The sequence below is a fragment of the Candidatus Neomarinimicrobiota bacterium genome (assembly GCA_017656425.1).
Taxonomy (GTDB): domain Bacteria; phylum Fidelibacterota; class UBA2242; order UBA2242; family B5-G15; genus JACDNV01.
Window position 1 is genome coordinate 22,408 of record JACDNV010000004.1, and the last position, 14,131, is coordinate 36,538.

Sequence of the window (14,131 nt, forward strand, 5' to 3'; positions counted from 1 at the left end):
CAATCATTTTTTTATTCTATTGGATATAATATCAACTTTTTAAAATAAGAGGTTGTATATGAATGAAAAACAAATTATTGTTAAAATTATTATTGCTCAAATTTTAATAGCACTTGTGAGTTGCAATAAACAACCCTTACTTAATAATGTGGATAAATCGCGAACTAAAGTAATTTCAGGTTTTGTACAAAAGGGGCCTTTTATAAAAGGATCTTCAGTGACAATACAAGTATTGGATGAACATTTGAATCCTATTGGAAAAACTTACAATACTCAAATCTTAAATTCAGTAGGGGAATTTTGTATCGTAACAAATACTGAAGATACTTTATTTGAATTTATCGCTAGTGGATACTATTTCAATGAATTAAAAAATTCTCTATCAAATAATGAACTAACATTAAGAGCAATTGTTAAGGTAATTGAAGATACAACTATTAATATAAATACTTTAACGTATATGATAACTGAACGCATGAGATATTTAATTGATCATGAAAGTTATACATTTGAAGATGCAAAGAAGAAAGCAGAAAGAGAGCTATTAGAGAATTTCAATATTCCTGTTGATAGTATTGATTTTCCAGATGGATTTGAAAAGTTAGACATTACGAAATCAAATGAAGGTAATGCTGTTCTCCTTGCTATTTCTTGTACTCTGCTTGGCAATAGAACAACCGCTGAATTCATACAAATTATGGCAAATATTTTATCAGATATACGAGAAGATGGTTTAATCGATAGCTCACAAATTTTGGATGAAATTAGAGAGGATGGAAAATTAATTAATTTTTTTAAAGCCAAATATAATTTAAAAACATATTATGACTCTTTAAAGATAGATGCTTACATACCCGATTTTGAAAAATATTGTGATAATGATGGAGATGGTATTTTGAACTATGAAGATAATGATTATGATATATTTAAAAATTTAACTAAGACAGATAAAAATGGTATTATTAAATCTATTGACGAAAATGATTGGGGCTATAATGGAGAATATGAAGTTGGAGATACAATAAATTTAACTTTATTAAGTAATTTTCATTCTTCGGAAAAATGTACAGTACTACCACCATTTCCTAATCCTATAAACAAAAAGAATACTTTAAATTTTTATTTTAATTTACCTATGCAAAATTATCTCAAATTTTACTTTATTAATGAAAAAGGAGATACAATGAAACTAATAAATTCATATATGATGATGGGTTCTTATCATTTACCTATAACAATTGAACAAGTTGGTTATTACGAAGCATATTTTATTTTTGGTAACTATACTATTAAAGGTACAGTATTAGTGAATTAGACATAAAATTCCAAAAGTTAAATTTGGCAATACCTTTAGACTATCACTATTACTGAAGAGATAGAAGAGATTGAATAAGGATTATTAAGAATTTTTATAAGCTAAGTTGACAAATGGATATACAAAGTCAAAAATAGCTAAAACATTAAAGAGTTTATGGTTAGTATCTAGTTAAGGCTCTATAGAGGATGTTAAAGAACTATTATATTAAAAAAGGATAATGAAAATATAGGATTCTGGAAGAAGGTATTTCAGGATTTAATAAGCAGAGAATTAAGTAAAATATTTGTTTTTTTAATGGATAATTTTTATGGTCTTGAAAAACTTTTAAGGAAATTCTTCTCACTATAAGATCATCAGTTATATTTTTTTATATTTATCAAGAATCTTAAGGACAATCTATCTAAAAATAGTTGGATTCATAATCTTTTGGTCGACTAAACCTCTTCCTATTCCCAAAAGCAAAGCCTATGAACTTAAACAAATTTTCTTTATGAAGATCTCTGATAACTATGATAAATTTTAATGTTATGCACAATTTTTTAGGCAACTTTTAAATTCTAAATTTGCAATTTTCCCTCACAACTACTTCAAATTTACTTCAAGTTTTCTTCTTCCCTTATTCATCATATCTTCATCAGTATCATCAATTTTATTTATTATGTATAAAATTTTAATTAGATTTAGCGATAATTTTTTTATGACATTAAGAAAAAGAGGTAGAATATGAGACCTGTGGTTGTAATAGTAAGAGATGGATGGGGTTACAATGAAAATCCTGAAGGAAATGCTGTAATGGCTGCTAACACTCCAAATATTGACTACTACAAAGAAAATTATCCATGGACTTTACTGGAATGCTCTGGAGAAGCAGTAGGTTTACCAGCAGGATACCAGGGCTCAAGTGAGGTAGGACATCTTAATATGGGCGCAGGTAGGATTGTGATTCAGGAATTAAAGAGAATTGATGATGGACTAAGAGATGGCTCATTTTTCAACTCGCCAAAATGGAAAGAAGTAATTGGAAACTGGAAAAAGAACGAATCAAGATTGCATTTATTTGGACTACTTCAAGATGAAGGGGTGCATGCACATCAGGAACATCTTTTTAAAATAATGGAGAGGGCAAGAAAAGAATATCCGGAAGGAGAAATAATAATTCATCCATTTCTCGATGGAAGAGATACACCACCAAGAAGCTGTCTTGAATATATTGCAAAACTAAACAAAGTTATGGAAAAAGTTGGAAATGTCAGAATTGGATCCATCATGGGCAGATACTACGCTATGGATAGATCAAGAAACTGGAAGCTTACAGACATTGCTTTTCGTTGTATAGTTGACGCTGAGGGAAGACATGCAAATTCAGCCGAGGAAGCAGTAAAGGAATCATATGAAAAAGATAAAACTCCCGATAATGTTGATATGTTTGATGAATATATACCACCTTATGTGATTGGAGATTATGATGGCGTTAAAGATGGTGATTCAATAATACATACCAACTATAGACAGGACAGAGCGATACAACTTTCAATGGCATTTGTAGAGCCAGACTATCCTGGAAATCTATCAAGAAGACCAAAGGTAACATATGTTGGATTAACAAGATACTACGACGAATTTAAAAATTATATTATTGAAGCTATGTCAAGCACTGGTGGCATGGAAAATATTCTGGGTGAGGTAATTTCAAACGCGGGATTAAGACAATTAAGAATATCCGAAACGCAAAAATTCAGACATGTTACAAGCTTTTTCAATGGCAAAAATACAACACCATTCCCACTTGAAGACCAGGTTGAAATAAAATCAAGATTTGACCCAGCCACATTTGCAAGCCACCCCGAAATGGAAGCATATAATGTAACGGATAAATTACTGGAGATTTTAAAGGATAATTCTTATTCATTTATACTTGTTAATTATGCCAATGGTGATATGGTAGGTCATACTGGAGATTTTAATGCCGCAAAGAAGGCAATAGAGATTGTAGATGAAAATGTAGGTAGACTCGTCACCAGATTGCTCGAACTTGATGCCCATGTCTTAATTACTGCAGATCATGGTAACTCAGAACAGATGATAGACTATGAAACTGGTATGGTAAAAACAAGCCACACAACGTTCCCTGTAGAGTGCATTTATGTATCTAATAACGCAAAAGGAAAAAAATTAAAGGACAGAGGTATACTATCAGATATAGCACCTACTGTGTTATACCTGTTAGGTCTTAAAATTCCTAAAGAAATGACTGCAGAAGTACTTATAGAAGATTAGTTTCAGATTAAACCTTTTTCTTTAAGCTTACGTCTATAAATTTCAGCATTTTCACCTATTACAACAAAGTGCACCATATCAGGCACATTATTTTCTTTTAGAAAGTTAACAATCTCACTAATAGCAATTTCAGCAGCTTCTTCTAATGGATAACCATAAGCTCCAGTGCTTATTGCGGGGAAAGAAATCGATTTCAGACCCTTTTCTTTTGCCAGTTTGAGACAATTTCTATAACACTTAGCCAGAAGTTCGGCTTCATTATTGTATCCGCCCCCATAAATAGGACCTACAGTATGAATAACATATATTGCCTTTAAATTGTAACCATTAGTTAGGACAGCTTCTCCTGTTGGTAATCCATTTGGGAATAGTTCTCGCCTTATTTTTTTACATTCTTCAAGCAACTTTGGTCCTGCTGCCCTATGGATAGCTCCGTCTACACCCCCGCCTCCCATCAAAGAACTATTAGCAGCATTAACAATGGCATCAACATTTTCTTTTGTTATATCACCCTCGACTAAAATTATTCTTCCCTTTACTTCCATGGGAACCTCCACAAATTAGTTTCAATTGTGCTATATAATATTCATACAATAACTTTCAATAATTTTAATCTTAATACAAATTTATCCTCACTCGTTTAATATAATAAGAACACAGCCTCATTTTCATATTTAAATATGTTATTCCATATTTAATATTGGGAAAATTTTTAATAATTTTCAACCGATTCAGATCAGAAATTTAGCAATGCCAATATTCTCAATATGTCTTTGTTTAAGATTGATTACTGAGAAATAAAGGAAAACGAATTATATGGGCAAAGAAAATTATGATAAGGAAATTGTTACACATCTCATTTTTAGGTTCTTGGTTATGTAGAAAAATTAGGGATGGTTTAAAGACATTCCTCTTTAAATATCTTTTTCAAAAAATTAGTAAACCCATCGCTATAATTGATATAACCACTACTGTCTATCCACATCGCATATACATCATCAAAATTTTTTAAAATTTCCCTTCCTTTTTCATATCCTGCTACGAAGAGCGCAGTTGCTAATGCATCAGCAAGTTCGGTATTTGGTGCTATAACTGTTACTGACTGGCAGTTGGATGAAGGGAGCCCGGTAAATGGATTAAGAAGATGATGATATTTTTTCCCATTGACAATATAATAATTTTCATAATCACCTGAAGTCGCTACTGATTCACTGGAAAGATTTAAAATCCCAATAATCTCACCAGGTTTTCTCGGGTGTCTTATCCCTACTTTCCATTTTTTACCATCAGCTCTTTTTATCAATCCAATATCACCGCCTGCATTTATTATCGCTCCCTTTATGATTGGAAAACTTGAAAGATAGTTTTTAACAGAATCAACAGCGTATCCTTTCGCAATCCCGCCAATTGTTATTCTTAGATTATCAAATTTTTTTGAAATTCTATTACCATTCATTAATGAAAGATTATTATATCCAACTATACCGGATAAAACATTGAGACTATCAATATCTGGTTCTTTTTTTATTTCCTTACCAAAGCTATATTGGTTGAGGTATGTACCTACAGTAATGTCAAAATAACCTAAAGTCTTTTTAGATATACTTATACTCCTTTTTATCATATTATAAAAATCTTCAGGTAGTTGCATTATCACATTGTTTTTCATCATATTAACATGATAAGAATAACTTTCTTTATTTCCCTCATAGAATATTCTATCAATACTATCGATAATATTAAACGCATTATTTACGATATTTGAAACGCTATCTTTAAGTTCACTCGAAGGAAATAAAACTGTAATTTCTATAATTGTACCAATGGAAAAGTGAGTATATTTTTTTAATGAAAATTCACTTATTTTACCACAGGAAAAAAAATAGATGGAAAATATAAATATTGAAAAGGATTTTTTTATCATTAAGAATTATTTACATAGTTATGGCATCAACATTTTTCAGTTTACCAAGCTTTACGTAAAGCCTATTTGGTGCACATACAATATCCCCGTATCTCTTTTCCCCCTCATGAATACATAGCTTACTTCTGCAGCAAGAGTTGATCACCTTTATCTTCCTATTTTTTGTTTGAAGAACGGATTTGCCAGCGAATCCTGAAATTATTATTTTATCGTAATCCCTCTTTAAATTTATTTTTTCAACGATTTTACCATCTACATATATCTCTGCCACATCTTTTTCTGTGTTATTAAATGAAAAAAGATTAAATAAACTATTCTTCTTTATTTCAAGGCATATTTTCCATTCCGCTTTAATACATGAACCTCTTAGGACTTCTGCCAGTCTCTTAATTTCATTCATACCCCTACTTAAAACAGGATCAATTACTCTGTCATCGTGTATAATTGTAAGCCCACCGTTGACCTGTCCGTGTTTTTCTAAATAATACAAAGCGCTATAACTTTTTATCAAATCATAAAATACAATAACATTACCTTTTTGTTTATATTGGAGTCCAAAATCTTTTGAAATTCCTTTAGTTAAGTCTATTAAACCTTTCTCAGGATTATCTGTAAAAAGAATAAATGATGTATCATCAAGTTCGTCACCAATTTCTACTTTAGGCAAAATCAATGTAGCTCCAAGTAAACCGGCCTCCTTTAAAAATTCTCTTCTTGAAATATTACCCTTCATCTCCCATCTCCTAATCACTTTTTATTACTCTTACAATTTTAAACATTGTTAAATCTTTTCTCGATATCTTACTAAAGATATACTTTATCAAAAACCCTGATAAAATTACTACAAAAATTCCAACACAAAAAGATATCAGTTCAGGATACCCATCTGAAATCTTTGTTTTTAATAGTGAATATGAAAGGGATATTGAGCTTATAAAAAACAGTAGGGGTATACCATACTGTATTAAAGATATTTTTAAAATATTTTGGCCAACCTTTTCTATCTCAACCAATTCGCCACTACTGATTTGTCCGTCATATTTTATCTTTATCTTCCGTTTTCCATTTCCACCTATGTTACATAAAAATCTTCCGGAACAATTATCACATTCACCAGTCTGAACAAGTTCAACAGTCACACTATCACCATTTTTATCAACAATAATTCCCATCTCCTTATCACTGTCCTGATTCATTTTTCCTTCTCCGGATCACCAACTATTACAATACATTTTGTCGGGCATTTATCCGTTGGTAATATAGGTTCCTTTGTGTATTTTTCATAGTCAACAACTGCCAGATTATCAATAACTTTAAAGCCTTCACCTCCAGTTGCTCTTTCACATATACCGCAGGAAATGCAGGCAGCGGAACACACACTCCTTGCAAGTCTCGGATTATCTCTATTTTTGCATAAAACAAAAACATTTCTGTTAATAGGATGGAGTTCAATAATATTTCTAGGACAGGCTTCAACACACTTTCCACAACCGGTGCATTTATCACGATCTACAACAGGAATACCGTCAGGACTCATATATATCGCATCAAATGGGCATACATCAACACAATCTCCAAAACCTATACATCCCCAATTACATGCCCTTTCTCCACCACCTACAAGATGAGCTGCAAGACAGGATTCCACTCCAATATATTCAGCTTTCTTTTTCTGGTTTTTTCTATCACCTCTACATAACACAACAGCTACATTTCTAACCTTCTCTTTTACCTCAAGTCCAAGTAGTTTTGATATTTTCTCAATACTTTCACTATTAGCGACTGGACAACTGCTGGGCTCCATATCACCCTTCAGAATAGCCTCCGCCATCGCAGCACATCCAGCAAATCCACATGCTCCACAGTTTGACCCTGGAAGTAAATCAATAATTTCTATAAGTCTTGGATCTTCTTCAACTGACAATTTTTTACTGGCAATAGATAATCCGACAGAAAATAACGCACCCAATGCCCCCATTGTTAATATTGCATATAGTATAGTTATAACTGTCATATCAACCTCTTTAAATCAATCCTGCAAATCCCATGAAGGCCAAAGCAAGGCAACCAGCTGTTATCATTGTGATACCAGCGCCTTTGAATGGCTCCGGTACATCAGCAATATCGAGCTGCTCACGAATCCCAGCCATTATAGAGATAGCAAGGGTAAAGCCAGCTCCCGCTCCAAAACCAAATACAATACTTTCAATAAAATTATATTCCTTTAAAACCATAAAAAGCGCCAATCCGAGTATTGCGCAGTTTGTAGTAATTAGTGGCAGATATATTCCAAGGGCATCATAAAGGGGTTTACTAACTTTCCGTACAAACATCTCAACCAATTGTACTAGACTGGCAATTACAAGAATAAATGAGACAATCTGTAGAAATTCTAGATTCAAAGGAATCAACACAAGATAATAAATCAGCCACGTTACCGTAGCAGTCATTGTCATGACGAATGTTGTAGCAAGCCCCATACTAACCGCAGGTCCTAGCTTTTTCGAAACACCCACAAAGGGGCATAACCCAAGAAAGTATGTTAATACATAATTATTAACAACTGCAGCAGATATAAATACCAGTAATAAATTCATAGATTACCTCAACATCATTTTTTCTCTAATCCTATCTTCTTATTTATCCAGTTTGCAAATCCAATCATTAAGCCCAAAGTCAAAAATGCTCCTGGCGGCAAGATCATAACAAGCCAGGTATCGAAGCTCTCTGGCATTACCTGGATGGAAAAAATTGTCCCTGATCCCAATAGCTCTCTTACTATACCAAGCACCGTTAGTGTAAGTGTAAAACCTATACTCATTCCCAACGCATCAGCTATCGCCATGTGTACAGGATTTTTCGATGAAAAAGCTTCCTGCCTACCAAGAATAATGCAGTTTACAACTATCAATGGAACATATGGACCAAGAGCTTTACTTATCAGTGGGAAAAAGGCAGCCATTGTCCTGTCGGCAACAGTAACAAATGTGGCAATAATAACAATGAATGTAGGAATTCTTACCTGTCTTGGTATAACCTTCCTGATTAGCGAAACCAGAATGCTGGACATTGTAAGTGTGAATATAACAGCAATCCCCATTGATAATCCATTTATAGCTGAATTGGTAACAGCGAGCGTCGGGCATAATCCAAGAAGCATTCTTAATACGGGATTATCCCTCCATAAACCTTTTAAAAATTCGTATAAAATTGAGCTCTTCCTCGTTGCCATTTTTTACTCCTGATTCTCCAGAAATATTTTTCTGCTTTGACTAATTGTATTATTTAAAATCTTAACAACTGACCTAGAAGAAATTGTTGCACCTGTTATTGCCTGAATCTGATTTGGCTCTGTCGGTTTCTGATTTTTTACCCATGTTATCTGCGGTAATACCTTCAAACCTTTAAACTGATCCGAAAACCAATTCCTATCATTTGGCTTAGATGGATCGTTTACTATTTTTGTCCCCAATCCTGGCGTCTCTACCTGTTCAAGTATTTTTATTGCAAGTATTTTTTCCATATTCAAATCCATACCCACAAGTATAGATATTTTCCCTTGAAATCCATTTCCTTCTGCTAAAAAAGCAATCCCCAACTTTTTATTATCCTTTGAATAACCGACATAAAAAGTCATCCCACTCTTTTCTACTTCCTCATATCTTACAGCGCCCGGAATAACTTCGAATATAGCTTTTCTCTGCTCAGACTGACGATATTTCTGTATTTTTGGATATGTATAAAAATTATATATTGATAAAATTGCTCCGCTTAAAATAGCAGTAACTGATAATACTATAATCATCTTAGCAGTTGTATTCATTTTCTCTCCCCAAATATCCTAGGTCTGGTATATCTATTTATTAATGGAGTAACAGAGTTCATCAGAAGAATTGAATACATTACTCCCTCAGGCAAACCACCAAATAGTCTTATAATAATAAGGATAACACCAGCTCCTATTCCAAAAATCCAGGAACCCAAAGGGGTAATAGGAGAAGTGACCATATCCGTTGCCATAAAAAACGCTCCCAACATCAAACCACCCGATAATAGATGAAATAATGGATCTGGATACTGCTGTGGATTTATAAGCCAGAACAAGCCCCCAAAAACTGCAACTGTTCCTAGGTAACTAACCGGAATTCTCCAATCTGCGTATTTGAGGAAAAGTATAACCAACCCCCCGATAATAATCGCTATGGCACTGGTCTCCCCAATACAACCACCTACATTACCCCATAACAAATCAATATACGGCGTTAATGTCTTTTCAAATTTAAATGAACCTAGTGGAGTTGCAGCTGTAATAGCATCGACAGCATTTGAGGTCGCCTGAGAAACTTTATGGGCATTCATCCAGCTCTTTTGCTGAAGTATAGTTGGTGTCCATGTTGTCATTTTTACGGGAAATGACGCCTGCAGAAAAGCACGACCAATCAAAGCAGGATTAAAAATATTATATCCAAGTCCACCAAAAACCTGTTTCCCAATTCCAATTGCAAATATTCCACCTATAATAACAGCGTAAAATGGTATTGCAGGAGGAAGCACCAAAGCTAGCAAAAGTCCTGTGATAACAGCGCTGCCGTCATAAACGGTTACCCTTTGTTTCCTCAATAGTTGTATTATAGCTTCAGTCGTTGCAGTCGCTAAAATCGAAACAAGCATGACCCAGAGCGCCCTCAAACCAAAAAAGTAAATACCCATCGCAGATGCCGGAATCAACGTTATAACAACTGTCCACATTATCTTTGGTACACTTTCACCAGATTTTTGGTGTGGTGATGGAGAAAGAAAAAGCAGTTTTTCCTCAAGTCTGTTTTTCTTGTTCTTATCCATCTGATTTACTCTTTCTTATTTAGTCTATTGACCATAAACTTTCCAATTTTAATATATTGAACCAAAGGAATATGGGATGGACATACATAGCTGCATGAACCACATTCAATACAGTTTAATATCCCATAATCGTTCGCTTCCTTATAAAGAGCCTTCTTAGAAAAATGAGCAATTCTTGTAGGGATTAGAAACATAGGACATACGCTGACACAGTTTCCACACTGAATGCAGGGGTAAACCTTTTCAACAAATCCCTTATCATCCTTTAAGCATAAAATACCACTTGTACCCTTTATTATTGGTACATCAAGACTTCCAAGTGCAATCCCCATCATAGGACCACCCATTATAACTTTTATTTTATTCCCTGTAAGTCCACCGCAGTATTCTATAACATCTTTCACTAGTGTACCTATTGGTATTAAAAGGTTTTTGGGCTCTTTTATTCCATCACCTGTAATAGTCACAACTCTCTCGATAAGTGGTTTCCCATACACTACAGCGTCATGAATTGCAGCAACAGTACCAACATTATTCACAATAACACCTACATCCATCGGTAATCCGCCTGCTGGGACTTCCCTATTCAGGATGGCTTTTATCAGCATCTTTTCGGCACCTTGCGGATACTTTGTTTTTAAAACAGATACTTCAATATTATCATAGTCCTTTATATAACCGTTTATAATCTGAATTGCCTCAAGTTTATTATTTTCTATTCCAATATAGGACTTCCGGATACCAAGAGCTTTCATGATTATCTGTATGCCTTTGATAATTTTCTCCGGGAATTCAATCATCATCCTGTAATCAGTTGTAAGATAGGGTTCGCATTCACAGCCGTTTAATATAAAGGTATCAATCTTTTTATTTCTTGTAGGACTGAGTTTGACATGCGTTGGAAAAGCTGCACCGCCAAGTCCAACTATACCAGCTTTCTCTATTATCGATACTATATCATCACCAGAGAGTTTATCCAAATCTCTTTTTTCTTCAATAACTTTTGATTCACCTTCTTCAGTTGCAACTATATGAACCATTTTATCAGAATAACCAAGAGGATGAAGAAAAGTATCCACTGTTTTCACTTTTCCCGTTATGCTTGCATGTATATAGCCTGAAATAAAACCAGATGACTCCCCTATCACCTGTCCCTTTTTGACATCCATTCCTTTTTCTACTATAGGTTTAGCCGGACTACCAACATGTTGAAACAACGGGATAAATACTTCCCTCGGTGTTGGAAATCTCTCAATTTTTTTATGTTCCGTTAACTCTTTAAATTCCTTAGGATGCACACCTTTCCTGAAAGTCAGTAATTTCATCTAAAACATTCCCCCTAAAATAACTTGTATTATTTTGCAAAATTAATACCATAAAATCTCTCGACATAAAATTTTAAAAACATTCTATAAATTAAAAAAGAAATTCTATTTCATTAGAATTACGAAATCAAACTTTAATCAATAAACCACCACTTGACACCATATGTGTAAAGCCTATTTCTATATGGCATTAATGGAAGCGCTGAGAAAAGTCGTCCATTAAGATTATAAGTTGCATAATAAATGTAAAATGAGCTGACTTTAGCACCTATCTCTCCTGATATATATAATTTATCATTATTAAATACATCAAAGTTTATAATGCCAATTGAATTTGTCTCTTCAAACCAGGCTACATGATCATATCCCTTTAAATACCAAACTCCACCTGAAAAATATATTTTTAAATTCCCCTTAAATAGATAAAAATACCCATTTATTGAACTATTAGCATAAAAAGATAAAAATCTATCACTTTTATTTTTAACGGGTATAATAACCTTATTGGATAATTTTACATAATTTTCGAATTTAAAATCAAACTGTAACCGCAGGAAAAATTCGTTAATAGAAATTTCATTAAATCCTACATATCCAATATTAGGCTTGTTTTTAAAGGGTAGATAGAAGTCAGCCGAAACAAATTTTAAACCGGCATAAGAGGCAAAATATTTACTATTAAAGTTCAATTCCAGTCCCCTATCTAGAACTGAAAATCCTTTCGTCAAATCGTAATTACTTAAAGTATCCTTCATTACCTCGTATATAAGTGGATAGAAATAAAAATCCCTTGATAAGTTAAGCTTCATTTTAAGATATTTTGACAAATTCAAACTGATATAAGAATTTATCACTGCATTTGTATTTACTAAACCTCCCCTGATAAAAAATTCAAAATACTTTGTATTCTTCCAGGTCTGGATGCTTTGTCTTATTTCATATCTTCCATATTTACCTTCGCTAAAGAATGTATAATTCATCGCATTAATATTAATTTTCATATCCTGTTTAAAAATTCTGAAATTACGATTGTATAATATCTGATACTGACTCGATTCGCCATCCATTTTTATATCACCCAGCCTCCGCCGGTATATATTTGCACTTGTTAATAATCCTATTTTATATCCATTAATCGAATCGGGATTCTCAAGAGAAACATATCCACCAACTCTATAATTTTTATCACTCCCTGCAAAATCATAATAAGCCGTAGACATATTATACTCTGATACACCAGGCATATATTTATTATAAAATATGCTGGACCTCAAAATCAAACCCTTCGGATAGAATTCTGTGATGAGCCTGTAATTTTGATTTAAACTCTCTCCTATAGATCTACCATATTTAGAACCATATAAATTATACCTGCCATCATAAGAAATGTTGGAAAATTCAAATCCCCATATTCCTTTTTCATAGTAGCTTCCACTTGCAAATCCATATACATTTAGAAAAGAATAATCCCCTTTTGTGTAGCCAAATCCCGTGATAGGTGTTGTCAAATAACCATTATAACCTGCTGATAATGTATTAAAATTTATCTTATTGATATAAAATCTTGACTTTCTCCATAGGTTTGGTATATCGCTAAACAAAGGATCTATTTCTATGAAACCATCCCTCTTATCCATAAAGGTATAATCTGGAAGGTTATAATATATATTTGCATTTTTAATTCCCCAGTCATCGTAATCAATTGAAATAACATCGCTTGTGTTTTCTATCAAATCTGAAATTTTCATTGGAAATAGTGATGTATCAATACAGAACGATACATGTGAAGAATCGATCATTGAGTAAATAGGTTGGTATATCATTAAAAATACAAATAATACAAATACTGTTATTTTCAACATTCCCATTTTAATTTTCACTGTAATTAATAAAAATTGCCCTGTATAAAATTCTTGAAATATATGGTACAATAAGAGCAAATATTATAGTGTTTGAGACAATATGAATGATACTGAATCCAACACCTGCTATAATCACCGCTATTATACCTTTTGCGTCAAAACCAGCAGTAATGGGATACGCAATTGTTGTTGCTACGTCGTAAAACAAAGTGAGAAGTAGCCCAATCAACCCTATAATTATTGATATTTTCTTATAATCACCCTTTAATACTCTTTTGGATAATAATCCCCCTGTAAATCCAATAATTGCACCAGAGACTGATTGAAGGACAATAAGAGGTGGAAACATCAAACCTGAACCGAAGGGATTTAATGCAGAGAACAAAAATTCACCTATTAATCCTATAATAGCGCCCTTTAATTTTCCCATCAAGACACCAGATATAAAAATCATAGCAATTATCATCTCAACATTTGGCACCATTATCAATGAATAGCCCAATCCTAAAATTAAGGCTATAAATAACCCTATAAACGCTATACTTTTTGTCTTTGATAAAATTTTTTCCTGCACTGCCAAATA

At 33.1% G+C, this 14,131-nt stretch carries 15 protein-coding genes; 3 read left to right on the forward strand and 12 right to left on the reverse strand.

Going from position 1 to position 14,131, the window contains the following annotated elements; translation table 11 throughout:
* Window positions 1-58: 58 nt before the first annotated feature.
* The 3 genes from H0Z29_03920 (at window position 59) to H0Z29_03930 (ending at window position 3,595) form a co-directional block, all read left to right on the forward strand.
* On the forward strand, window positions 59-1,315 hold the full coding sequence (locus H0Z29_03920) for a hypothetical protein (GenBank protein ID MBO8130652.1): 1,257 nt from the start codon (window positions 59-61) through the stop codon (window positions 1,313-1,315).
* Window positions 1,316-1,516: 201 nt separating this feature from the next.
* The gene (locus H0Z29_03925; protein MBO8130653.1) at window positions 1,517-1,666 is read left to right on the forward strand and encodes a transposase; all 150 of its coding nucleotides are present in this window, start codon (window positions 1,517-1,519) and stop codon (window positions 1,664-1,666) included.
* A 375-nt stretch (window positions 1,667-2,041) separates the two neighbouring features.
* Window positions 2,042-3,595, forward strand: a complete 1,554-nt coding sequence (locus H0Z29_03930) for a 2,3-bisphosphoglycerate-independent phosphoglycerate mutase (GenBank protein ID MBO8130654.1) — start codon at window positions 2,042-2,044, stop codon at window positions 3,593-3,595.
* Between the two features lie 2 nt (window positions 3,596-3,597).
* On the opposite strand, the gene H0Z29_03935 is transcribed toward H0Z29_03930, so the two are convergent.
* The 12 genes from H0Z29_03935 to H0Z29_03990 all read right to left on the reverse strand — a co-directional run bounded on the left by H0Z29_03935 (window position 3,598) and on the right by H0Z29_03990 (window position 14,128).
* Window positions 3,598-4,140, reverse strand: coding sequence for an O-acetyl-ADP-ribose deacetylase (locus H0Z29_03935; GenBank protein MBO8130655.1), 543 nt, complete (start codon window positions 4,138-4,140; stop codon window positions 3,598-3,600).
* Between the two features lie 353 nt (window positions 4,141-4,493).
* The gene (locus tag H0Z29_03940; GenBank protein MBO8130656.1) at window positions 4,494-5,519 is read right to left on the reverse strand and encodes an FAD:protein FMN transferase; all 1,026 of its coding nucleotides are present in this window, start codon (window positions 5,517-5,519) and stop codon (window positions 4,494-4,496) included.
* A 10-nt stretch (window positions 5,520-5,529) separates the two neighbouring features.
* A complete protein-coding gene (locus H0Z29_03945; protein ID MBO8130657.1) occupies window positions 5,530-6,252 on the reverse strand; it encodes a NusG domain II-containing protein in 723 nt (240 codons plus the stop codon).
* Window positions 6,253-6,262: 10 nt separating this feature from the next.
* Window positions 6,263-6,715 carry a SoxR reducing system RseC family protein gene (locus H0Z29_03950; GenBank protein MBO8130658.1) on the reverse strand — a complete coding sequence of 151 codons (453 nt, stop codon included), beginning with the start codon at window positions 6,713-6,715 and terminating at the stop codon, window positions 6,263-6,265.
* The gene (locus H0Z29_03955; GenBank protein ID MBO8130659.1) at window positions 6,712-7,533 is read right to left on the reverse strand and encodes an RnfABCDGE type electron transport complex subunit B; all 822 of its coding nucleotides are present in this window, start codon (window positions 7,531-7,533) and stop codon (window positions 6,712-6,714) included. The genes H0Z29_03950 and H0Z29_03955 overlap by 4 nt, the downstream gene beginning before the upstream one ends.
* Window positions 7,534-7,543: 10 nt before the next feature.
* Window positions 7,544-8,116: an electron transport complex subunit RsxA gene (rsxA, locus tag H0Z29_03960; GenBank protein ID MBO8130660.1), complete on the reverse strand. Its 573-nt coding sequence runs from the start codon at window positions 8,114-8,116 to the stop codon at window positions 7,544-7,546.
* Window positions 8,117-8,130: 14 nt separating this feature from the next.
* Window positions 8,131-8,751, reverse strand: a complete 621-nt coding sequence (locus H0Z29_03965) for an electron transport complex subunit E (protein ID MBO8130661.1) — start codon at window positions 8,749-8,751, stop codon at window positions 8,131-8,133.
* A gap of 3 nt (window positions 8,752-8,754) precedes the next feature.
* On the reverse strand, window positions 8,755-9,342 hold the full coding sequence (locus tag H0Z29_03970; GenBank protein MBO8130662.1) for an FMN-binding protein: 588 nt from the start codon (window positions 9,340-9,342) through the stop codon (window positions 8,755-8,757).
* Complete coding sequence (locus H0Z29_03975) at window positions 9,339-10,361, reverse strand: RnfABCDGE type electron transport complex subunit D (protein ID MBO8130663.1); 1,023 nt, start codon at window positions 10,359-10,361, stop codon at window positions 9,339-9,341. Before H0Z29_03975 ends, H0Z29_03970 begins: the two co-directional genes overlap by 4 nt.
* Before the next feature lie 5 nt (window positions 10,362-10,366).
* Window positions 10,367-11,686 (reverse strand): electron transport complex subunit RsxC, encoded by a 1,320-nt coding sequence (gene rsxC, locus H0Z29_03980; protein ID MBO8130664.1) that lies wholly within the window; start codon window positions 11,684-11,686, stop codon window positions 10,367-10,369.
* A gap of 134 nt (window positions 11,687-11,820) precedes the next feature.
* Window positions 11,821-13,554 (reverse strand): hypothetical protein, encoded by a 1,734-nt coding sequence (locus H0Z29_03985; protein ID MBO8130665.1) that lies wholly within the window; start codon window positions 13,552-13,554, stop codon window positions 11,821-11,823.
* Window position 13,555: 1 nt separating this feature from the next.
* On the reverse strand, window positions 13,556-14,128 hold the full coding sequence (locus tag H0Z29_03990; GenBank protein MBO8130666.1) for an ECF transporter S component: 573 nt from the start codon (window positions 14,126-14,128) through the stop codon (window positions 13,556-13,558).
* Window positions 14,129-14,131: the final 3 nt, after the last annotated feature.